This is a genomic window from Cellulomonas marina (genome assembly GCF_900111925.1).
GTDB classification, from domain to species: domain Bacteria; phylum Actinomycetota; class Actinomycetes; order Actinomycetales; family Cellulomonadaceae; genus Cellulomonas; species Cellulomonas marina.
The window spans coordinates 160,395-183,245 of sequence record NZ_FOKA01000008.1; the positions used below are offsets into that span (position 1 = coordinate 160,395).

Consider the following 22,851-nt stretch of genomic DNA (forward strand, 5'->3'; position numbering starts at 1 on the left):
GCCACCTGCGTGTCGGTTCGCTCACCAGGTCCGACGCCGACGGCCGCCGCCGTCGTCGACCCCCGCGCCAGGAGCACCCATGAGCGAGAACCCGGGGCACCGCCCCGACCCCGACGGCACGAGGCCGTCGGACGACCCGAGCACGCCCGACCCCGCCGCCGGCGGCTACCCGCCGCCGCCCCCGGCCGGCGGGTCGAGCGCGTACCCGCCGCCCCCGTCGTCGGGCGGGTCGAGCGCCTACCCGCCGCCGCCGGGAGGCGGGTACGGGCAGGGGTACGGGCAGGGGAGCGGGCAGGGGTACGACCAGGGCGCGCAGGGGTACGGGCAGCCCGGTGGGCAGGGGTACGGGCAGGGCTACGGCCAGCCCGGCTACGGCGCGGGCGGCTACGGCCAGCCCGGGGGCTTCCCCGGGGCCATGCCGCCGGTCGGCGCGGGCGGCTACGGCCAGGCGCCGGGCACGAGCATCGGCGACGCGCTGTCGTACGGGTGGCGCAAGTTCGCCCAGAACGCCGGCGTCTTCATCGGCGCGCTCCTCGTCTACTTCGTCATCCTCGCCGTGCTGGGTGCCATTCTGTCCGCGCCCCTCATCAGCGTCTTCGCGGCCAGCTCCACGACGGACGCGTCGGGCACCCTGGCGTTCGACCCGGCGGTCGGCCTCGGGCTCGGCTTCGGCTGGACGCTGCTCTTCGCGCTCGTGTTCGGGATCGTCGGGGCGCTCTTCCAGGCCGGTCTCCTGCGGGCCTCCCTGCAGGCGACCTACGGGCAGCCGGTGTCGTTCGGGTCGTTCTTCTCGACGGACCGCTTCGGTCCCGTGGTGCTCACGGCGATCCTCGTCGGGCTCGTGGGCGGCCTCGCGAACTCGATCCCGTACATCGGGTGGGTCCTGTACATCGGCGTGACGGTGTTCACGCAGTTCGCGCTGCTGTTCGTCCTCGACAAGCAGCTGGGCACGCTCGACGCCATCCGCGCGAGCATCGACCTCGCGCGCGCGAACGTCTCGACGGCGGTGATCCTGGCGCTCGTCGTGCTCGTGCTCCTCGTCATCGGCACGTTCGCGTGCTTCGTCGGGCTGCTCGTCGCCGTCCCCGTGACGTCCCTGGCGACGACCGTGACGTACCGGCGGCTGCTCGGCGAGCCCGTCGCCGCCTGACCGCCGACCGTCCCGGGACGCGCGACGGGCCGCCCCCTCCTGCCGAGGGGGCGGCCCGTCGTCGTCGGGGAGGACCCGCTCAGTCCGCCGTGACGAAGTCGATGAGCTCCTCGACGCGGGCCAGCAGGGCCGGGTCCAGGTCGGCGTAGGTGCGCACGCTGCCGAGGATGCGCGCCCAGGCGCGGGCGGTGGCGTGCGGGGAGTCGGCGTCCCAGCCGATCCGCCGGAGCACGCCCGTCTTCCACTCGGTGCCCCGCTCGACGACGGGCCACGCGGCCAGGCCGAGCCGCTGGGGCCGGACGGCCTGCCACACGTCGACGTACGGGTGGCCCAGGACCTTGACCGTGCCCGCGGGCACCGCGCGCAGCGCCTCGGCGGCGATCCGGCTCTCCTTGGACCCCGGGACGAGGTGGTCGACGAGCACGCCGACACGGCGGCCCGGCCCCGGGCGGAAGGCGCGCAGCTCGTCGACGAGGTGGTCGGCGCCCTGCAGCGGCTCGACGACGACGCCCTCCACGCGCAGGTCGTCGCCCCACACCTTCTCCACGAGCTCCGCGTCGTGCTTGCCCTCGACCCAGATGCGGCTGGCCCGCGCGACGCGGGCGGGGGCGTCGGGCACGGCCAGCGAGCCGGAGGCGGTGCGCGTCGGCCGGGCGGGCGCGGCCGCGCGGACGGGCGGCGTCAGCAGGACGGGCTCGCCCTCGACCCAGAACCCCGGGCCGAGCGTGAAGGTGCGCGTGCGACCGCGGCGGTCCTCGAGCACGACGACGTGCTGGCCGCCCGACTTCTCCACGCGCACGACCGCCCCGACGAAGCCCGTGCTCACGTCCTCGACCACGAGGCCGGGCTCGGCCGGCTGGGGGCGGGAGGTGCGGGCCGGGCGGTGGTGCGCCGGGCGGGGGCCCGCGCGGCCGCCGGCGAGGACGTCGCTGCCGTAACGGTCGGTGCTCACGGCCCGTCACGCTAGGTCACGCCCGTGCCTGTGCCCGGCAGGTCGTCGTGTGGACACGCCGCGTAGGATTGGCACTCAGCACGGGCGAGTGCTACCCGGGACCCGCCCGGTGAGGCCCCCGCACGAACGGACGACGGCAGGAGGACGGCATGGGCAGCGGCGACGAGCGGCGCGTGGACGTCCTGCGCGCCATCGTGGAGGACTACGTCGCGACGCGGGAGCCCGTGGGGTCGCGGGCCCTCGTCGAGCGCCACAGCCTGGGCGTGTCCCCGGCGACGATCCGCAACGACATGGCGGCCCTCGAGGAGGGCGGCTACATCGTCCAGCCGCACACCTCGGCCGGGCGCGTGCCGACGGACAAGGGCTACCGGCTCTTCGTCGACCGCCTGTCGGAGGTCAAGCCGCTCTCGTCGCCGGAGCGGCGGGCGATCGCGTCCTTCCTCGAGGACGCCGTCGACCTCGACGACGTCGTGGACCGGTCCGTGCGGCTGCTCGCGCAGCTGACGCACCAGGTGGCCGTCGTGCAGTACCCGTCCCTGCGGCGCTCGGCGCTGCGGCACGTCGAGCTCGTGCCCGTCGGCCCGCGCCACCTGCTCGTCGTGCTCATCACGCGCACGGGCCGCGTCGAGCAGCGGACGGTCGAGCTGGACCACGACCTCGACGAGCTCGTCGTCGCCCAGCTGCGGACCCGGCTCAACGTGGCCGTCGCGGGGCGGGTGCTGGCCGACCTGGCCCGCGTGCGCGAGGAGCTGCGCGAGGCGTTCCCGCCCGCGGACCGGTCCCTGCTCGACGCGGTGCTCGCGGTCGTGGAGGAGACGCTCGCGCTGGAGGGCGAGGAGCGGATCGTCATGGCCGGCACGGCCAACCTCGCGCGCGGCGGGCCCGCCGACTTCGTGCGCACGCTCGGGCCCGTGCTCGAGGCGCTCGAGGAGCAGGTCGTCCTCCTGCGCCTGCTGTCCGACATGGCCGAGGACGAGACGGCGGTCAGCGTCCGCATCGGCCGGGAGAACCGGCACGAGGGCCTGGTGGAGACGAGCTTCGTCACCACGGGCTACGGCGACGGCGCGTCCGTCGCCCGCATCGGGTCCGTCGGCCCGCTGCGGATGGACTACCCGGGCACGATGGCCGCCGTGCGCGCCGTCGCCCGTTACCTCAGCCGGATCCTCGCGGGGTAGGCCCGCCCGGCCCCGACCCGACCCAGCCCCTCCCCGCACCACCCGCCCGCGAAGAGAGCGACGTGACCGACTACTACGCGATCCTCGGCGTCCAGCGCGACGCCACGCCCGAGCAGATCAAGAAGGCGTACCGCAAGCTCGCCCGAGAGCTGCACCCCGACGTGGCCGGGGCCGACGCGGGCTCGGAGGAGCGGTTCAAGGACGTCAGCCGCGCCTACGACGTGCTGGGCAACCCGGACAAGCGCCGGGCCTACGACATGGGCGCCGACCCCGCCTCCCCCGGGGGCATGGGCGGCGCGGGCGCCGGCTTCGGTTTCCAGGACATCTTCGAGACGTTCTTCGGCGCGGCCGCCGGCGCCTCGCAGGCCGCCCGCGGCCCCGTGCCGCGTGCCCGCCGCGGGCAGGACGCCCTCGTCCGGCTGGACATCGACCTCGCGGAGGCGGCGTTCGGCGTCCACCGGGAGATCCCGGTCGACACCGCGGTCGTCTGCCCGACGTGCTCGGGCACGTGCTGCCGCCCGGGGACGTCGCCGCGCACGTGCGAGGTCTGCGGCGGGCGCGGTTCGGTCCAGCGCGTGGCGCGCTCGTTCCTCGGTCAGGTCATGACGACGCAGCCCTGCGCGGCCTGCCAGGGCTTCGGCTCCGTCATCGCCGAGCCGTGCACGGACTGCTCCGGCGAGGGCCGGGTGCGCTCGCGCCGGACCCTGTCCGTCGACGTGCCCGCCGGCGTCGACACCGGCACGCGCATCAAGCTCACCGGTCAGGGCGAGGTGGGCCCCGCGGGCGGGCCCGCCGGCGACGTCTACCTCGAGGTGCGCGAGCGCCGGCACGAGACGTTCGTCCGGGAGGGCGACGACCTGCACGCCACGCTCGCGGTGCCCATGACGGCGGCGGCGCTGGGCACGGTCGTCCAGCTCGAGACGCTCGACGGCCCGCGCGACGTGGACCTGCGGCCGGGCACGCAGCCCGCGCAGGTCGTCACGCTCAAGGGCCTCGGCGTCGGCCACCTGCACGGCCAGGGCCGCGGCGACCTGCACGTGCACGTCGACGTCCAGGTGCCGACCGCGCTCGACGACGAGCAGGCCGACCTGCTGCGGCGGCTGGCGTCCCTGCGTGGCGAGGAGCGCCCCGACGCGCGCCTCGCGGCCCACGGCGGCGTGTTCTCCAAGCTGCGCGACAGGCTCGCAGGCCGGTGAGCCCGCGCCGCCGGTGGGCGGGCCGGCCGTGAGCGCGCCGGTCTTCCTCACGGAGCCGGGCGAGCTGGACGGCGTGACCGCCGGCGGCACGTTCCTGCTCGGCGGCGCCGAGGGCCGGCACGCGGGTGTCGTGCAGCGCCGCGCGCCGGGCGAGCGCGTGGACGTCGTGGACGGGCGGGGGGTCCGGCTCGTCGCGCGCGTCGCCGCGGCCACGGCCGACGGCGTGGTCCTGGACGTCGAGGACAGGGTCGAGGAGCCGGGACCGCGCGTCCGGCTGGTGCTCGTTCAGGCGCTGGCCAAGGGCGACCGCGACGAGCTGGCGGTCGAGGCCGCCACGGAGCTCGGGGCCGACGTCGTGGTCCCCTGGCAGGCCGAGCGGTCCGTCGTCGTCTGGCGCGGGGAGCGCGCCGCGAAGAGCCGCGCGCGCTGGCTCGGCACCGTCCGGGCCGCGGCCAAGCAGTCCCGGCGGGCGCGGGTGCCGGACGTCGAGGCGGCGCTCGACACGGCCGGTCTCGCGCGGCGGGCGGCGGAGGTCGTGGGGGCCGGGGGTGCGGTCGTGGTCCTGCACGAGGAGGCGACGACCCCGCTGGCGGCGGTGCCGCTGCCGGGTGCGCCCGACGTGCCGGTGGACGAGCCGGTCGACGTGCTCGTCGTCGTCGGGCCGGAGGGCGGGATCGCCGAGCGGGAGACCGAGCGGCTCCTCGCCGCCGGGGCGGTGGCCGCGCGGCTGGCGCCGCACGTGCTGCGCACCTCGACGGCCGGTCCGGTGGCGCTCGCGCTGCTCGCCCAGCGGCTGGGCCGCTGGGGCTGAGAGGCGGTCCCGCGGTCCGGACGGGGTCCGCGCACGGGCCGTCCCCCGCGGCCGCTGTGACCCCGGGCAGGTGCGTGCCGGGGGCCGTGGCTACGCTGGTGCGACGTGACCACCCGCGTCGCCGCCCCGGGCGGCGGCGCCCCGACGAAGGAGCGCACGGCGACCGCCGAGCACATGACCTCACCGACGCAGTCCAGCGCCCGCCGCGAGCGGGGCGAGCCCGGGGGCCACGGCGCCCCCGCCCGGGTCGAGCACCGGATCACGGTGCCGCCCGAGATCCCCATGGTCGAGCTGCTCGGCCTCCGCGACGAGGTGCTGACGGAGATCGAGCGCGGGTTCTCGACCGTCTCCGTGCACGTGCGCGGCAACGAGGTGTCGCTGGCCGGTCCGGCCGGGGACGTCGCGCTCGTCGCGCGCCTCGTCGACGAGCTGGTCGAGATGACCGCCGGCGGCACGCCGCTGACCCCCGACGTCGTGCGCCGCACGGTCGGCATGCTGACCGAGGGGGCGCACGCGCGCCCCGCGGACGTGCTGACCTTCAACATCCTCACCGCCCGCGGCCGGACGATCCGGCCCAAGACCGCGGGCCAGAAGGAGTACGTCGACGCCATCGACCGCCACACGGTCACCTTCGGCATCGGCCCGGCCGGCACGGGCAAGACGTACCTCGCCATGGCCAAGGCGGTGCAGGCGCTGCAGTCCCGGCGCGTGAACCGCATCGTCCTCACCCGGCCCGCGGTCGAGGCGGGGGAGCGGCTGGGGTTCCTGCCCGGGACGCTGACGGAGAAGATCGACCCCTACCTGCGGCCGCTGTACGACGCGCTGCACGACATGGTGGACCCCGAGTCGATCCCGCGGCTCATGGAGGCCGGCACCATCGAGGTGGCGCCCCTGGCCTTCATGCGCGGCCGGACGCTCAACGACGCCTTCGTCATCCTCGACGAGGCGCAGAACACCACCACCGAGCAGATGAAGATGTTCCTCACCCGGCTCGGGTTCGGCTCCACCATCGTCGTCACGGGCGACGTCACGCAGACCGACCTGCCGGGCGGCAGCGTCTCCGGTCTGCGGGCGGTGCAGGACGTGCTGGCCGACGTCGAGGACGTGGTGTTCTGCCGCCTCACCTCGCAGGACGTGGTCCGCCACCGGCTCGTCGGGCAGATCATCGACGCCTGGGCGCGCTGGGACCGGCGCTAGCCTCTCCCGCGGGCACCCGTCGTGGTGCCCGGCCCGCCCGACGAGCCGACGAGACGACGACAGGACGTGCACGCCACCGTGAGCATCGAGGTCACCAACGAGACCGGCCACGCGGTCGACGAGGCGGAGTTCGCCGCGCTCGCCCGGCACGTGCTGGACGCGATGCACGTGCACCCGCAGACCGACCTGTCGATCACGCTCGTCGGCACGGAGGTCATGTCCGACCTGCACGTGCGCTGGATGGACGAGCCGGGCCCCACGGACGTGCTGTCCTTCCCCATGGACGAGCTGCGACCCGGCCGCGAGGACGCCGTGACGCCCGCGGGGCTGCTCGGCGACGTCGTGCTGTGCCCGGAGGTCGCGGCCGTCCAGGCGCGCGCCGCCGGGCACAGCACCGTGGAGGAGCTCCTCCTGCTGACGACGCACGGGATCCTGCACCTGCTCGGGTACGACCACGCCGAGCCCGAGGAGGAGAAGGAGATGTTCGCGCTGCAGCGGCGGCTCCTGCTGACGTTCCTCGCCGGCCGCGGTGCGGACGGCTCCCTCGAGCGGACCCTCCCGTGACCGACGTCCCGGTGGCGCTGCTCGTCACCGTCGCGGTCCTGGCGATCGCGCTGGCGGCGACCCTGTCCGCGGGCGAGGTGGCCGTCGGGCGGGTCACGCGGGCCGCGGTCGCGGAGCTCGGGGCCGCCGGGCACCCCGCCGCCGCCCGCGTCGAGGCGCTGTCCCTGCACCACGGGCGCGTGCAGTCCGCGGCCTCGTTCGTGCGGATCGTGGCCGAGATGACCGCGACCGTCTGCCTCACGCTGGCGGTCGCGGACGCCACCGCCCTGCCGTGGTGGGGCGTCCTGCTCGTGTCCGTCGCGGTGTGCGCGCTCGTGGCGTTCCTCCTCGTGCGCCTGAGCCCCCGCCGCCTCGGCCGGCGCCACCCGGCGGCGACGCTCGCGCGGACGTGGCCGCTGCTCGTCGGCGTCACCGCGCTGGCCGGCGGCGTCGGGCGCCCCGAGAGCGTCGGGGAGCACGCGGAGGAGGAGCAGGAGGAGGAGCTGCGCGACATGGTCCAGCGCGTGGCCGAGTCCGAGGCCATCGAGGACGAGGAGCGCGAGCTGTTCCGCTCGGTGCTCGAGCTCGGGGACCGGCTCACGCGCGAGGTCATGGTGCCGCGGCCCGACATGATCACCGTGCACGCGGCGTCCCCCCTGCCCAAGGCGCTGTCGCTGCTGCTGCGCTCCGGGTTCTCGCGGGCGCCCGTCACCGGGGACTCCGTCGACGACCTGCGCGGGGTGCTCTACCTCAAGGACCTCGTGCGGCACCTGCAGGACGCGGGCGACGACGGGCGCACGCTCGTGGCCGACCTGGCGCGCCCGCCGGTCTTCGTGCCCGAGTCCAAGCCCGTGGACGCGCTGCTGCGCGAGCTCCAGTCGGGCTCCTCGCACCTCGCGCTCGTCGTCGACGAGTACGGCGGCATCGCCGGGCTGGTGACCATCGAGGACGCGCTGGAGGAGCTCGTCGGGGAGCTGACGGACGAGCACGACCCCGACGCACCGGTCGTCGAGGAGGTCGAGCCGGGCGTGTACCGCGTCCCGGCGCGGCTGGGTCGCGACGAGGTCGGCGAGCTGTTCGGCCTCGAGGTGGACGACGAGGACGTGGACAGCGCGGGCGGCCTGCTGGCCAAGGCGCTCGGCAAGGTGCCGCTGCCGGGCTCCGAGGGGGAGATCCACGGGCTGCACCTGCGCGCCGAGCGGGTCGAGGGACGCCGCAAGCGCCTGGCGACGGTGCTCGTCAGCCGCGCCCACGAGCCCGAGGCCGAGGACGGGTCCGGCGGGGACGAGGACGGGCGTGAGCACGGACGCGAGCACGGTCGTGAGCACGGTCGTGACGACGAGCGCGTGCGCGCGCAGGACGGGGCCTCGCGGTGACCGGCGGGCGGCCCTTCCGCGCCGGGTTCGCGTGCCTCGTCGGGCGCCCGAACGCCGGCAAGTCGACCCTGACCAACGCCCTCGTCGGGCAGAAGGTCGCCATCACCTCGGACCGGCCGCAGACCACCCGGCACACCGTGCGCGGGATCGTGCACCGCGCCGACGGGCAGGTCGTGCTCGTCGACACCCCCGGGCTGCACCGCCCGCGCACGCTGCTGGGCGAGCGGCTCAACGACCTCGTGCGCGGCACGCTGGCCGAGGTCGACGTCGTCGGTTTCTGCCTGCCCGCGGACCAGCGCGTCGGGCCCGGGGACCGGTTCATCGCCGAGCAGCTCGCGGCGCTGCGACCGCCGGAGGGCACGGCGGGGGCGTCCGCAGGTGCGGGGACACCGGTCGTCGCGGTCGTGACGAAGGCGGACCTCGTCGGGAAGGGGCGCCTGGCCGAGCACCTCCTGGCCGTGCAGGAGCTGGGCGCCTGGACGGACATCGTGCCGGTGTCGGCGCGGTCCGGCTACCAGGTGGACGTGCTCGTCGACGTCCTGCTGGGCCTCCTGCCGGAGGGGCCGCCGCTCTACCCGGAGGGCGAGCTGACGGACGAGCCGGAGGCGGTCATGGTCGCCGAGCTCGTCCGGGAGGCCGCCCTCGAGGGCGTGCGCGACGAGCTGCCGCACTCCCTGGCGGTCGTCGTCGAGGAGATCGTCGCCCGCGAGCCGCGCGAGGGCCAGGCCGGGCGGCCCCCGGTCGGGCCGCCGCTGCTCGACGTCCGGGTGGAGCTCTTCGTCGAGCGCGACAGCCAGAAGGCCATCGTCATCGGCAAGGGCGGGGCGCGGTTGCGCGACGTCGGCACGCGCGCCCGCCGCGAGATCGAGGCCCTGCTGGGCGCGAAGGTGTTCCTCGACCTGCACGTGCGGGTCGCCAAGGACTGGCAGCGCGACCCCAAGCAGCTCGGCCGGCTCGGCTTCTAGTGGCCCCCGCCCGGGCCGCCGCCACCGGGCCCCGGTGGTGGCGGCGGCTGCGTCGCGTGGACCCGCACCGCGGCCTGCCCGCGACGGTCGGCGGCACCGCCGTGGCGCTCGTCGTGCTCGCCGTCGTCGGGTCCCTGCTCGGCCCGCAGTGGGCGCCGACGCCGCTGACCGACCCGCTGGAGGTCGCGGCGACCGGCACGACGGTGACGGGGGCGCCCCCGACGGCGGGGTACGCGACGACGCAGCGCGTGGTGGACGTGGTGCTCGACGGGGCGACCGTGCGGGCGCAGGTCACGGCGCCGGTCGGGGCCGGCGACGACCTGCCCGGCGTCGTGTTCGTGCACGGCGCGGGGACGGGCCGGTTCGTCCAGGCGTTCCGCGCGCAGGCCGAGGCGATGGCGCGCGCCGGGGTCGTCGCGATGGTCCCGGACAAGCGGCTGGACACCTACACGCTCCGGCACCGCGACTACGAGGCGATGGCCGCCGACTACGCACGGTCCGTCGCGGTGCTGCGGGACCAGCCGGAGGTCGACCCGGCGCGGGTCGGCGTCTACGGGGAGAGCGAGGGCGCGTGGATCGCGCCCGTGATGGCCGCACGGGACCCGGGCCTGGCGTTCGTCGCGCTGGTGTCCGCGCCGGTCGTGCCGCCGCTGCAGCAGGCGGCCTTCGCGGCGGACTCCTACCTGCGCAACACCGGCGTGCCGCAGCAGGTGTTCCGCGCCATCCCGCGCGCCGTCGGGCTGTCGCTGCCGGGCGGCGGCTTCGAGTACGCGCGCTTCGACGTGACGCCCTTCCAGCGCCGCACGACCCAACCGCTGTTCGTCGCCTACGGCACCGGGGACGCGTCCATGCCGCTGGTCCAGGGCGCGCAGCGGATCATCGCCGACGCCGCCGTGGCCGGGAACGTCGACGTCACCGTCCGCTACTACGCCGGCGCGAGCCACGGCCTGCGGGTGCACGGCGAGGTGTCGGCGGACTTCCTGCGCGACCTCACGGGCTGGGTCGCCGGCCTGCCCGCGACGGCCGGCAGCGCCCCCCGCATCGCCGGTGCGCAGCCCGTGCAGACCTACCTGGCCGGACCGGTGCCGCAGCCGCGGTGGCTGCGCGACGGGACGGTCGTGCTGGGGACGGTCGCCGCCGGCGCCGTGCTGCTGCTGCTCGCGCCCGCGGCGGTCGGCGTCGACCGGGCCCTGGACCCGTGGCGGCGCCGACGGGCCGCGCGGCACGGCACCGCGCCGGTGCTGCGGCGGTTCGCCGCCGGCATCCGCGACCCGCTGCTGGTCCTGGCGCTGGCCACGGTCCTGACGGTCGCCGCGCTCGTCTGGTACCTGACGTCCGTGGCGCAGCTGGCGCTGGACTACGAGCGCAACGCGCTGGTCGTGCAGGGCGGGTGGGTGCTGGTGCGCGTCGTGGGGCTCGTCGCGGTGGTCGCGGGCGTGCTGCTGGTGCGGCGCGTGCGGGCACTGCGGCGCGCGGGGCAGCGGGCGGCCCCCGGGGCGGTCCGGGCGGGGGCGCTCTCGCTCGTGGTGGTCGCGGCGGCGGTCCTGCTCGTCGTGCTCGCCTACTGGGGCGTGTTCCAGCTGGGCATCTGAGGTCCCGCCGCCACCGCCCGTCGCCGGCCGCCGCCGGCCGGCCGCGGTGCCCGGGATCCGGTGATCGTTTTCCCTCACGGCCTCGGCCCCCCGACCGATGGGTGGGCGACGGCTGCCGGGCGGGAGGGGTGCGATGCGGACGCAGTGGGGTTCGGCCACCGACCGCGGCGCGGTGCGGGAGGTCAACGAGGACGCCCTGCTGGCGCACCCCCCGGTGTTCCTCGTCGCCGACGGCATGGGCGGGCACGACGCGGGTGACGTCGCCAGCCGCATCGCGGTCGAGGAGTTCGCCGACCTCGCGGGCCGCGGGGCCACGCCCGACGACGTGCACGCCTGCTTCCTGCGGGCCGCGCACCGCATCCGCACGGAGTTCACCGGCGGCCGCCAGGGCGGCACGACCGTCGCCGGCGTCGTCCTCACCCACGACGGCGGCCGTCCGCTGTGGCTGGTCCTCAACGTCGGCGACTCCCGCGTGTACCGGGTGACGGCCGACGGGCTGGTGCAGGTGAGCGTCGACCACTCCGTCGTCGGCGAGCTCGTCGCCGCCGGCGGCCTCGACGCCGCCGGAGCCCGGACGCACCCCGACCGGCACGTGCTCACGCGCGTGCTCGGCAGCACGGAGGTCGTCGAGCCGGACTACTGGCTGCTGCCGGCCGCCGAGGGCGACCGGCTGCTCGTGTGCTCCGACGGGCTCACGCGCGAGCTGCACGACGAGGACGTCGCCGCCCTCCTGGCGCACCCGGACCCCCAGGCCGCCGCGGCGGCGCTCGTGGACGCGGCGGTCGGGCGCGGGGCGCGGGACAACGTCACGACGGTGGTCGTGGACGCCGTCCCGGCCGGGCGCACGGCGACGGGCGTCCTGGTCGGCTCGGTCGGCGCGGCCCGGGCGGGGACCGGCCCGGTCGTCGGCCCGGCCGGTCCCGGCGTCCCCCCGGCCGACGGGTGGGACGACGCGCGGGACGGCGTCACCGTCCCCCGGACCCCTCGTCCCCGCCCGTCCCTCGAACCCGGCGCGGTGGCCCGTCCGGACGTCGTCCCGTCCTCGCCGCCCGTCCCGACCGTCCCGCCCGTCCCACCGCCCGGAGGTGCCGCATGACCGCCTCGTACCTGCCCGGTCCCTGGTGGGCCGTCGTCGGGCGCGGCGCGGTGGTCGTCGTCGAGCCGGCGGCGCCCGTCGCGCTCGTGCAGCGGCTCTGGGCGGCGGTCGAGCACCGTGGGCCCGTCGGGGTGGAGGCGGGCGACGAGCCGACCGGCGACGTGCCGGCCGGCGCGCAGGGCCTGCTCCGGGTCCTCGAGGTGCTCGCCCGCGACGGCCTGGGCGCGGTGCCCGCGTTCGCGGCCGTCGAGCTGCGCGACGGCATGGCCCACGTGGCCGCGCGCGGCGTGCTCGTGCACGTCGCCGGGGACCGGACGACCGGCGACGTGGACCCGGACGATCGCCGGGCCGCCCACGCGCACGACGCCGGGCTGCCGGTCGTCGTCGTCGACGGGCGCGGCGCGCTCACCTGGTCCGAGCGGTCGGTGCCCGGTGCGGGGTCGGTCGAGCTGCGCCCCGACGGCGTCGCCACGGGGACGGACCACGCGGCGGGCGACGGCGCGGCGGTCCTCTGGCCCGTGCACGCCGGCGTGGTGCGTGCGGCGACGCTCCGGCTGGGGCCGGTGGCCGCCGTCGTCGTCGAGCCGCCGTTCGCCGCCGTCGCCGCGGACCCCGAGGACGCCACCGCGGGCACGGCAGACCCCGAGCTGACCGTCGCGGCCGTGCCGGAGCCCGTCGTGGCGCAGCCCGTCGTGCTCGAGCCCGTCGTGCAGGAGACCGTCGTGCGGGAGCCCGTCGTGCGGGAGCCCGTCGTGCCGGAGCCCGTCGTGCCGGAGCCCGTCGTGCCGGAGCCCGTCGTCGTGCCGGACGTCGTGGTGCCGGAGAGCGTCGTCCTGCCGGACGTCGCCGTCGCCGAGGTCCCGGCTGTCCCTGCCGGGGCTGCTCCCGAGCGGGCCGTGACCGGTGCGGCGGCCCTCGTCCTCGACGACCACGACGGCATGACGATCCTCACCGAGGAGCTCGACGAGATCCGGCGCCTGCTGCCCGGCTGGGCCGCCGACCACGCGGCGCAGACCACGGCCGACCTGGACGCGCTGCTCGCACCGGCGCCCGCGCCGGACCTGCCGCCGGCCGGCGCGGTCGAGCCCGGTCCGGTGCCGCCGCGGCGCCCCGTGCTGGAGCTCTCGACGGGTGCGCTCGTCCCGCTCGACCGGCCGGTGCTCGTCGGGCGCGCGCCGCAGGTGACGCAGGCGACCCGCTCGGGCCTGCCGCGCCTCGTCGCCGTGCCGAGCCCGACGCACGACGTGTCCCGCACGCACGCGCAGGTGCACGCCGAGGGGCCCCTCGTCCTCGTGACGGACCTGCACTCGACGAACGGCGTCGTCGTGCGCGCGCACGGCGAGGAGGTCGTCCTCGAGCCCGGGCGCCCGACGCCCGTGACGGAGACGGACCTCGTCGACCTCGGCGACGGCGCGACGCTGCGGGTGCGGTGGGAGGACTGACGCCCGTGCCCGCCGACCTGTCCGCGACCGTGGCACGCGCCGCCGGGCCCGCGGGGCCCGTCGTCCCCGTGGAGCCCGGGCCCGCGGTCGTCCCGCCCGTGCTGCCCGGCCTGCGGTTCCTGCACTCCCTGGGCCGCGGCGGGTCCGCCGACGTGCTCTGCTACGAGCAGGAGCACCCGCGGCGGCTCGTCGCGGTCAAGGTGCTGCACGCCGCGCCCGCGCCAGAGGTCCGCGCACGCTTCCTGCACGAGGCGGACCTGGCCGCGCGCGTGTCGCACCACCCCTCGATCGTCACCGTGCACGCCGTGACCTCGACGGAGGACGGGCGCCCGTGCCTCGTCCTCGAGCACTGCCCGGGGCCCTCGCTGGGCGACCGCTACCGCACCGAGCGCCTCGAGGTCCCCGAGGTGCTGCGCACGGGCGTGCGGCTGGCCTCCGCGGTGGAGACGGCGCACCGCGCCGGCATCCTGCACCGCGACATCAAGCCGGCCAACGTGCTCACCACCGACCTCGGCCGGCCCGTGCTGACGGACTTCGGGATCGCCGAGCACCGGCGCGCGGCGGGAGCGGCAGGCGCGGCGGGCCTGTCGGTGCCGTGGGCGCCCCCCGAGCTGCTGGCCGACGGGTCCGAGGGCGACGAGCGCTCCGACGTGTGGAGCCTGGCGGCCACGCTCTACTCCCTGCTGGCGGGGCGGTCGCCGTTCGAGGTGCCCGGTGGGTCGAACACGGCCGTCGACCTCGTCCAGCGCATCGAGCGGGCCGCGCTGCCCCCGACGGGCCGCGCCGACGTGCCGCCCGCGCTCGAGGCCGTCCTCGCGCGCGCCATGAACCGGGCGCCGGCGCGGCGGCACGGCTCCGCGCTGTCCGTCGCGCACGCGCTGCAGCAGGTCGAGCACGAGCTCGGCCTGCCCGTCACCGCCGTCGACGTGCAGGGCGAGGACGGCGAGGGGCCGCTGGTCCTGCCCACCTCCGCCCGCCGTGCGGGCGCCGCCGCCGGCCCGGTGCGAACGTCCGCCGGCCTGCCCGCCGGGGCTCGGGTCTCCGACCCGGTCGCGGCGCCGGTACCGGTCCCGCTGCCGCAGCCGCGCTCCGACGAGGACCTGCCCGACGTCACCCGGGCGCGCGCGCTGCGCCTGGCCGACGACGAGCCCGCCGGCGCGTCGTCGCCCGTCCCGGGGGCGGGCACCCCCGGCGGCACGAGCCGTGGCGCCCCCGAACCCGCTACGCGCGCCTCGGCCGACGCCGGTGCCGCCCGGTGGCGGCCCCGCCCGTCCGCCGCTCCCGCACCCGCCGCCCCGGCACCGCAGCCGGCCCCGCACGCGAGCGTGGACGGCGCGGTCGACGCCCGCGACGCGCGCGACGCCCAGGGTGTCGTCCCCGCGCCGGACGGGCTCGACGACGCGCCGACGGTCCTGCGCCGGGCCGTCGCGCTCGCGCCGTCGGCCGCACCGGACCCGACCGCACCCGCCGCGGCCGTCGCGCCGGCCGTGGAAGACCTGCGCACCGGGCCGGAGCCCGCCCCCGCCGCCGCCGCCGGCGCCCCCGCTCCGGCGACGACCCGACGGCGTCCGCGCCGGCTCACCCGGGCCGGCGCGCTCACGGCGGTCGTCGTGCTCGTCGGCCTCGGCGTCGCGTCGCTGCTGCGGCCGCCCGGGTCCGGGCCGGACGGCACCGGCGACGCGCTGACCGCGCCCGCCGACGGCGGCCTGCGCACCGAGGTCGTCCCGGCGCCGTCGGGCCTGTCGGGCGAGGTGCTCGCCGACGGCACCGTGCGCTGGACGTGGACGCGCGAGCCCGCCCGGGACGGCGACTTCTGGCAGTGGGCGCCGGTCGACGGCTCGGCGGCGCCGGTCGTCGTCACGGAGCCCGTCGCGCTGGTGCCGGCGTCCGCAGGGCCGTGCGTGACGGTCTCGCTCGTCCGCGTCGACCGGCAGGCCTCGGCGTCGCCCGCGGTCGCGTGCGCGCCGTGAGGCGGCCGGCAGCCACCGCCCGGCGGGTGACCGCGCGACCGACGGCCCGCCCCACGGGCCGGGCGACGGTCCTCACGGCGGTCCCGCCGCGGCTGCGCCGCGCGGCGGCCCTGGTGACGGTGCCCGTGCTGGTGGCGATGCTCGCGCTCGTCGGGCGCGGGGTGCCGACGACGACGCTGGACCTCGACGACGGCGGGGTGTGGCTCACGGCCACCGACCTCGGGCGGCTGGGCCGCTGGAACGTGCCGGTGCAGGACCTCGACGGCGGGCTCGTCGCGACGGGGACGGCGGTCGACGTGCGGCAGGACGGCGCCGACGTCCTGCTGCTCGAGGCGACCGGGCCGGCGCTCGTCGACCCCGCGGCCGTGACGGTCGCGGCGTCCGCGACCGCGCCGGGCGCCGCCGTCGCGCTCGCGGGCGGCACGGTGGCGCTCGTCGGCCCGGGGGGCGGCCTGTGGGTCCGCACGCCGGCGACGCTCGGCGGGCTCGACACCGGCACGACGCCCACGGATGCCGACCTCGGGGCGGGCGGCCGGGCCGTCGTCACCCGGTCCGGCGCGGTGGTCGCCGTCACCGCGTCGGGCGAGCTGCTCACCGGCGTCCCGGCGCCGACCGGCACCGGCGCGACCCTGCGGCCCGCCGACGCACCCCTGGCGGACCTCACCGCCGACGCCGGCGACGACGCCGACCCCGTCGCCCGACCCGTCGACGCGCTGACCGCGGTCGGCGAGGTCCCCGTGGCGCTGACCGGCAGCACCCTGCGCACGCCCGCGGGAGCGGTCAGGCTGACCGGCGACGACCTCGTCCTCCAGCAGCCCGGCCCCGCGGCCGGCACCGTCCTCGTCGCCTCGCGCACGGCCCTGCTCGAGGTGGCCCTCGACGGCTCCCGCACGGTCGAGCACCCGGCCGGTGGCGACGGGGTGCCCTCGGCGCCCGTCCGCGTGGCCGGCTGCCTGCACGGCGCCTGGGTCGGGGCGGCCGGCGCCGGCACCTCGCTGCAGGCCTGCGGCGGCGCCGCCGACGAGCGGACGCCGCTGGAGGGCGTGGGCGCCGGCACCGACCTCGTCTTCCGCGTCAACCGCTCGCACGTGGTCCTCAACGACACCCGCGCCGGCCGTGTCTGGCTGCCCGGGGTCGACGCCGCGGTGCGCACGCCCGACTGGCTGCAGGCGGTCCCGGAGGAGGACGACGGCGACGACGACGGCGACGCGCAGGGCGACCTCAGCACCCCCGTCGACGAGGCCGCGTGCACGCCCGAGTCCGCGCCGCCGCGCGCGGTCGACGACGACCTCGTCGTGCGCGCCGGCCGCACCACCGTCCTGCCCGTCCTCGACAACGACGTGGCCAGCGCCTGCGGGCTGCTCGTCGTCACCGAGGTCGAGGCGCTGCCGGCGACGGTCGGCCGGCTCGAGGCCGTCGACGGCGGCCGCCGGCTCCAGGTGACCGTGCCGCCCGACGCGCAGGGCGCCGCGGAGGTGCTCTACACCGTCGCCGACGGCCTCGGCACCTCGGCGCCCTCGACCGCGACGCTGCGCCTGACGGTGGCCGCGGAGGGCGCCGACGGTCCGCCGGTCCAGGAGACGCGCCCCCACCTCGTCGTCGAGGTGGGCGGGCAGGCCGCGCGGGACGTCCTGGCCACCTTCCGCGACCCCGACGGCGATCCCCTCCAGCTCGTGGGTGCGGCACCGGAGCCGACCGGCGCAGGTGCGGCCGCGGGCCCGGCCGCGGGGCCGGCCGCGGGGCCGGCCGCCGGGCTGACCGTCCGGTCCGAGCCCGGGGGACGCGTGACCGTGGCGGCGGCGCCCGGTGCGGCGACGGGCACGGCCACGGTGCACCTGCAGGCCTCGGACGGCAGCTCCGTCGTCGACGGCACCCTCGAGGTGGAGGTGCGCGCCGCGGGCGCGGCCGGCCTCGCGCTGGAGACCCTCCTCGTGCGGACCTTCGTCGACGAGCCCGTCGTCGTGGAGCCGCTGACCGCGCTGCGGCGCCAGCCGGCGGGGGAGCCGCGGCTGGCGGCGGTCGCCGACGCGCCGGGCGTCGCGCTGACGACCGACCTGGCCGGCGGCCGCTTCACCGCCCGGGCCGCGCGTCCGGGCACCTACTACGTCGGCGTGACGGTCGCGGTGGGGTCCGCGCAGGCCGAGGGGCTCGTCCGGGTCGACGTCGTGGCCCGGCCCGAGCAGGACGCGCCGCCGGTCGCGGTGCCCGACGTGGCCCTCGTCCGGCCGCTGGGCTCCGTGACGGTCGACCCGCTGGCCAACGACGTCGACCCGGACGGGGGCGTCCTCGTCCTGGGCGCCGTCCGCGCGCACGGCGGCGCCCCCGTCGACGTCCAGGTGCTCGAGCACCGCTTCGTCCGCGTGGAGCCGACGCAGGAGCTGGCGGCGCCGGTCGAGCTGGAGTACGAGGTCTCCGACGGCACGACGACCGTGCGGGGGCAGATCACGGTGCGCCAGGTCCCGGTGCAGGCCGCGCCGCGGCCCCCGGTCGTCGAGCCCGTCACCGTGGCGGTGCGCACGGGGGGCGTCGTCACGGTGCCGGTGCTCGACCACGCCACCGACCCCGACGGGGACGCGCTCGCGCTGGCCCCCGTGCTCGCCGAGCCGTTGCCCGACGGGGACGGACTGCTCTTCGTCGCGGGCGACGTGCTGCGCTACCAGGCGCCGGCGCGTGCGCTCACCACGCACGCCACGGTCACCGTGACCGACGGGACGCACGCGGTGTCGACGCGGGTGACCGTCGTCGTGCACGCGTCCGACGCCGCGACGAAGGCCCCGCCGGAGCCGCGCGCGCTCACCGCCCGGGTCTTCGCCGGCGAGACCGTGCGCATCGCCGTGCCGCTGGTCGGCATCGACCCCGACGGCGACGGCGTCACGCTCCTCGGCGCGGACGGCGTGCCCGCCCGCGGGCGGGTGGTCGCGACCGGTCCGGACTGGCTCGAGTACGAGGCGATGCCGGGCGAGCACGGCACGGACACGTTCACGTACGCCGTGGAGGACTGGGTCGGCCAGCGCGCGGTCGGGGCGGTCCGCGTGGGCGTCGTGCCACGCCCTCCGGGTGCCGCGGACGTCTCCGCGCGCCCCGACGACGTGCTCGTGCGGCCCGGGCAGCGCGTCGAGGTGCGCGTGCTGGCCAACGACGTCGACTCGGGCGGCTCGCCGCTGACCCTGAGGCCCGACCTCGTGCTCACCGACGCCGCGACGCAGGCGGTGCCCGTCGACGCGAACGCCGCGGTCGTCGGCTCGCGCGTCGTCGTGGACACGCCGCCCCGCGACGCCGTCCTGCACGTGACGTACACCGCGGACAACGGCCGGGGCAGCAGCAGACGAGGGCTGCTCACCGTCACCGTGGCCGCCGACGCGCCGGTGCTGCCGCCCGTCGCGCGCGACGTCGTCGTGCCCGCCGCCGACACCCGCGACCGCACGCAGGTCGCCGTGGACGTCCTGGCCGTGGCCGCCAACCCGAGCGGACCGCTGGAGGACCTGCGCGTCACCGTGCCCGCCTCCGTCGCGGACGTGGCGCGGGTGGACCGGTCGGGCCGCGTGGTCGTCACGCTCGTCGAGCACGCGCAGACCGTGCCGTTCCTGCTGACCAACACGGCCGCGCCCGCGGGGACGCCCGGGTCCTGGGCCTTCGTGACGGTGCCCGCGCTGGGCTTCTTCCCGCCCACCCCGCGTCCGCGCGCCCCGGAGCTGCGCGTCGCGGAGGGCGGCGTGCTCACCATCGACCTCGACGAGCAGGTGCAGGTCGCGCCCGGCCGCCGGCCCAGCGTGGCCGGCACCGTGCAGGCCAGCCGGTCCGCCGGAGCCCCCGTGGTCCTCGACGGGCGCACGGTGCAGTACACGCCCGCGCCCGGGTACGCCGGGCCCGCGTCGGTCAGCGTGCCGGTCTCGGACAGGACGGGCCCGGACGACCCGCACGCGCGCCTGGCGACCGTGACGCTGCTCGTCACCGTCTACGCCGTCACCGACCACCCGCCGACGTTCGCCGCGGACGTCCTCGACGTCGTGGCGGGCGGGGACGCGGTCGAGATGGACCTGAACCGCTGGGTGCACGGCCCCGCCGGCGCCGACGACGCGGCGCAGGGCTTCACCTTCACGCTCGCGGCCGCGGTGCCGGCCGGGTTCCGGGCGACCGTGGACGACGACGTGCTGCGCGTGTCCGCCGACCCGGCGACGCCGCGGGGGAGCACCGCGCGCCTGTCGCTGCTGGTCGGCTACGGGCGGGCGGGCCTGCTGCCCGTCGAGGTCGAGGTGCGCGTCCTGGCGAGCATGCAGCGCACGGCCAGGGTCGCGGACCGGACGGTCGTCACCGCGGCCGGGCGGCCCGTCGTCGTGGACGTGCTCGCCGGCGCCTACAACCCGTTCCCCGGCACGCCGCTGGAGGTCGTCGGGGCGACGGTCGACCCCTCGGTGGACGCCTCGGCCGGCGTCGCGGCGGGCACCGCCACCACCGACGGCACGACCGTCACGGTGGCGCCCGCGCCCCGCGGGTCCGGCACGGTCGTCGTACGGCTGCGGGTGCGCGACGCGACGCACGACCCGCAGCGCGAGGTCGCCGCGACCGTCACGGTCGTCGTGCGGGACCGTCCCGACGCCCCGGGCACGCCCGCGGTCGTCGAGGAGGGCGACCGCACGGTGGTGCTCGCCTGGTCGCCGCCCGACGCGCACGGCGACCCCGTGACGGGCTACCGCGTCGTCGCCTCGCCCGGCGGGCTCGAGCAGGCCTGCGCCGGCACGACGTGCACGGTCGGCGGCCTGACCAACGGGCAGACCTACACGTTCACCGTCGCCGCCCGCAACGGCGTCGACTGGTCCGAGGCGAGCGCGCCCTCCGCACCGGCGCACCCGGACGCCGTGCCCGGCGCCCCGGGCACCCCGGTGGCCACGCGCGGCGACGGCAGCCTCGTCGTGGAGTGGACGCCGGCCCCGTCGACCGGGTCCCCGGTCAGCGGGTACACCGTCGAGCTGAGCCCGGCCCCGGTCGGGGGCCCGGCCACCACGACGGTCACCGGGACGCGCGTGACGCTGCCGAGGCTGACCAACGGCACGGCGTACGCCGTGCGGGTGCGGGCGACGAACGCCGCCCCCGCACCCGGCCCGTGGAGCGCCTGGTCGGTGCCCGTCAGCCCGGCCGGCGTCCCCGCGGCCCCCGCCGTCACCGCGACGCGGCAGGAGAGCGCGGCGGACGGCGAGGCGACCGTCGAGGTGACGTGGGCCGCGCCGGCCGGCAACGGCGACGACGCGCTCACCTACCAGGTCCGGGTCGACGGCGGTGCGCCGGTGGACGTCGGCACCGCGCTGGCCTGGACGATCACGGACGCGGTGCGCGGCCGCGCCTACGCCGTCGACGTGCGGGCCCGCAACGTGGCCGGCACCGGACCCTGGGGCAGCGCGACGGGGGAGACGTGGAGCGCCCCGGGCGCACCCGGGGCCGGCACGGCGGCGGCGGTCGAGCCCGCGGCCGGGGTGCCGTGGGGCCGGGGCGTCGCGCGCTGGACCTGGACGCCGCCCGCGTCGGCCGGCGGGGCCTCGCTCCGCGTCGCGCGCTACGAGCTGGAGGGCTGCGCGGCCGACGGTGCCACCGCCTGCACCCGGACGGACCTGATGGCCGGGACCGTCGACGGGGCGCGGGTGCGGGCTGTCAACGACCGCGGACTGGCGGGTCCGTGGACGGAGCTGGGGCAGGTCGTCGTGCGCACCGCTCCGGACGCGCCCGCCGTGGACGTGGGCCCGGGGACCGCGGTCGACGAGGTGGCGGTCGCCGTCACCGAGGGCGGTGACGGCGGGGCACCGGTGACGGTCCGGCGCTGGCGCGTCGACGGCGGTCCCTGGCGCGAGGGCCGGCCGCCGGCGGTCCTCGAGGCGGACGGCGGTGCGGCGACCGTGGCGGTGGAGGTGCTCGTCGGCAACGCGCTGGGCACCGCGACGGGCGCGGGCTCGGGCGAGCCCCGCAGGCCGAGCCGTCCCGACGAGCGGGAGGTCCGGGTCGCGGCGACCCCCACGGCGACGGGCACCCGTCTCGTGCTCACCTGGGACGGCGGCGGGACCGGCGGGCGGGCGATCGACGCCTACGCCGTCCGGGTGCTCGGTCCCGGGTCCGTCGAGCTCGCCGCCGACGAGGTGGACGGCCGGACGACGACGGCCCGGGTGGACGTGCCGTCGGAGCGGGCCGCGCCCGGGTCGACCGTGACGGTCCAGGTCCGCGCCCGCAACGCGCAGGGGTGGGCGGACTGGTCGTCGCCCGGCACGCACGTCGTCCTGCCCGACCCCGTCCCCGCCGACCCCGTCCTGCCCTGAGCCGTCCCGCCCGAAGTCCTCCAGCCCGGCCCGCCCCGGCCGATGGGCCGGCTGGGACCGGGGGACCGGTCCCGCGTGGGCCGGCCGGCACGGGCGGCCCCGCAGGACGGCAGGAGAGGGGTGCGCCACGTGGACGCCGAGCAGGGCGCCTGGTTCGCCGAGACGTTCGACCTCCTGGTCGCCGGGGTCGGCCAGGTGGTGCTGGGCAAGGAGCGCACCGTCCGCACGGCCCTCATGGCCATGGTCGCCGAGGGGCACCTCCTGCTGGAGGACGCCCCGGGGACCGGCAAGACGTCGCTGGCCAAGGCGCTCGCGGCGTGCGTGCAGGGCACCCACAGCCGCATCCAGTTCACCCCGGACCTGCTGCCCTCCGACGTCACGGGCGTGAGCGTCTGGGACCAGGGCCGGGGGCGCTTCGAGTTCCACCGGGGCCCCGTCTTCGCCTCCGTCGTCCTGGCCGACGAGATCAACCGCGCGTCGCCGAAGACGCAGTCGGCGCTGCTGGAGGTCATGGAGGAGGGCAACGTCACGGTCGACGGCGTCAGCCACCCCGTCGGCACCCCGTTCATGGTCATCGCCACGCAGAACCCCGTCGAGCAGGCGGGCACGTACCGCCTGCCCGAGGCGCAGCTCGACCGGTTCCTCGTGCGCACCTCGCTCGGCTACCCCGACCGCGCCGCCACGCTGGAGATCCTCGCGGGCGCCCGCGACCGCACGGGCGACCTCGAGCCGCTGGTCACCACCGCCGCCCTGGGGGAGATGAGCGCCATCGCGGGGCGCGTCCACGTCGACACGGCGGTGCTCGACTACGTCGCGCGGCTCGTCGAGGCGACGCGCGAGGACCCGCGCACGGTCCTGGGCGTCAGCGTGCGCGGCGCGCTGGCCCTCGTGCGGTGCGCGCGCGTCTGGGCGGCGTCGGCGGGCCGCGGGCACGTGCTGCCCGCGGACGTGAAGGACCTCGTCGGCCCCGTGCTCGCGCACCGGCTCCTGCTGACCCCCGACGCCGAGCTCGACGGGGTCGGCGCGCACGACGTCGTCGCCGACGTCCTCGAGCGGACCCCGGCGCCGACCGTCCGCCTGGTGTGAG

Annotated in this window: 15 protein-coding genes; 14 read left to right on the plus strand and 1 reads right to left on the minus strand. The window is 77.9% G+C overall.

The genetic code is table 11. From position 1 onward, the window contains the following. Nucleotides 1-79 precede the first annotated feature (79 nt). A complete protein-coding gene (locus tag BM048_RS10425; protein ID WP_090032923.1) occupies nucleotides 80-1,150 on the plus strand; it encodes a DUF2189 domain-containing protein in 1,071 nt (356 codons plus the stop codon). Between the two features lie 79 nt (nucleotides 1,151-1,229). On the opposite strand, the gene BM048_RS10430 is transcribed toward BM048_RS10425, so the two are convergent. After that, a complete protein-coding gene (locus tag BM048_RS10430) occupies nucleotides 1,230-2,102 on the minus strand; it encodes a DUF3097 domain-containing protein (RefSeq protein ID WP_090032924.1) in 873 nt (290 codons plus the stop codon). Nucleotides 2,103-2,251: 149 nt separating this feature from the next. Between BM048_RS10430 and hrcA the strand changes: the two genes are divergently transcribed. From hrcA to BM048_RS10495, 13 genes are all read left to right on the plus strand, one after another. Beyond that, a complete protein-coding gene (gene hrcA, locus BM048_RS10435; protein ID WP_090032926.1) occupies nucleotides 2,252-3,277 on the plus strand; it encodes a heat-inducible transcriptional repressor HrcA in 1,026 nt (341 codons plus the stop codon). 62 nt (nucleotides 3,278-3,339) lie between these two features. After that, a complete protein-coding gene (gene dnaJ / locus BM048_RS10440; protein WP_090032927.1) occupies nucleotides 3,340-4,473 on the plus strand; it encodes a molecular chaperone DnaJ in 1,134 nt (377 codons plus the stop codon). Between the two features lie 28 nt (nucleotides 4,474-4,501). Further along, nucleotides 4,502-5,284 carry a 16S rRNA (uracil(1498)-N(3))-methyltransferase gene (locus tag BM048_RS10445; RefSeq protein ID WP_090033002.1) on the plus strand — a complete coding sequence of 261 codons (783 nt, stop codon included), beginning with the start codon at nucleotides 4,502-4,504 and terminating at the stop codon, nucleotides 5,282-5,284. A 174-nt stretch (nucleotides 5,285-5,458) separates the two neighbouring features. Next, on the plus strand, nucleotides 5,459-6,481 hold the full coding sequence (locus BM048_RS10450) for a PhoH family protein (protein WP_090033004.1): 1,023 nt from the start codon (nucleotides 5,459-5,461) through the stop codon (nucleotides 6,479-6,481). 78 nt (nucleotides 6,482-6,559) lie between these two features. After that, nucleotides 6,560-7,045 carry an rRNA maturation RNase YbeY gene (ybeY, locus tag BM048_RS10455; RefSeq protein ID WP_090033006.1) on the plus strand — a complete coding sequence of 162 codons (486 nt, stop codon included), beginning with the start codon at nucleotides 6,560-6,562 and terminating at the stop codon, nucleotides 7,043-7,045. Beyond that, nucleotides 7,042-8,400 (plus strand): hemolysin family protein, encoded by a 1,359-nt coding sequence (locus tag BM048_RS10460; RefSeq protein WP_090032929.1) that lies wholly within the window; start codon nucleotides 7,042-7,044, stop codon nucleotides 8,398-8,400. Before ybeY ends, BM048_RS10460 begins: the two co-directional genes overlap by 4 nt. Further along, entirely contained in the window at nucleotides 8,397-9,365 is a 969-nt protein-coding gene (gene era, locus BM048_RS10465; protein ID WP_090032930.1) for a GTPase Era, read from the plus strand. The genes BM048_RS10460 and era overlap by 4 nt, the downstream gene beginning before the upstream one ends. A gap of 56 nt (nucleotides 9,366-9,421) precedes the next feature. Then, nucleotides 9,422-10,957: an alpha/beta hydrolase family protein gene (locus BM048_RS10470; RefSeq protein ID WP_308439462.1), complete on the plus strand. Its 1,536-nt coding sequence runs from the start codon at nucleotides 9,422-9,424 to the stop codon at nucleotides 10,955-10,957. 133 nt (nucleotides 10,958-11,090) lie between these two features. Then, on the plus strand, nucleotides 11,091-12,053 hold the full coding sequence (locus BM048_RS10475) for a PP2C family protein-serine/threonine phosphatase (protein WP_090032932.1): 963 nt from the start codon (nucleotides 11,091-11,093) through the stop codon (nucleotides 12,051-12,053). Beyond that, nucleotides 12,050-13,495: an FHA domain-containing protein gene (locus BM048_RS10480; RefSeq protein ID WP_090032933.1), complete on the plus strand. Its 1,446-nt coding sequence runs from the start codon at nucleotides 12,050-12,052 to the stop codon at nucleotides 13,493-13,495. Before BM048_RS10475 ends, BM048_RS10480 begins: the two co-directional genes overlap by 4 nt. A gap of 5 nt (nucleotides 13,496-13,500) precedes the next feature. After that, the gene (locus BM048_RS18210) at nucleotides 13,501-15,465 is read left to right on the plus strand and encodes a serine/threonine-protein kinase (RefSeq protein WP_239078575.1); all 1,965 of its coding nucleotides are present in this window, start codon (nucleotides 13,501-13,503) and stop codon (nucleotides 15,463-15,465) included. 26 nt (nucleotides 15,466-15,491) lie between these two features. Continuing rightward, nucleotides 15,492-21,764, plus strand: coding sequence for an Ig-like domain-containing protein (locus BM048_RS10490; RefSeq protein ID WP_239078574.1), 6,273 nt, complete (start codon nucleotides 15,492-15,494; stop codon nucleotides 21,762-21,764). 120 nt (nucleotides 21,765-21,884) lie between these two features. Next, nucleotides 21,885-22,850 (plus strand): AAA family ATPase, encoded by a 966-nt coding sequence (locus tag BM048_RS10495; protein WP_425319173.1) that lies wholly within the window; start codon nucleotides 21,885-21,887, stop codon nucleotides 22,848-22,850. Nucleotide 22,851 lies beyond the last annotated feature (1 nt).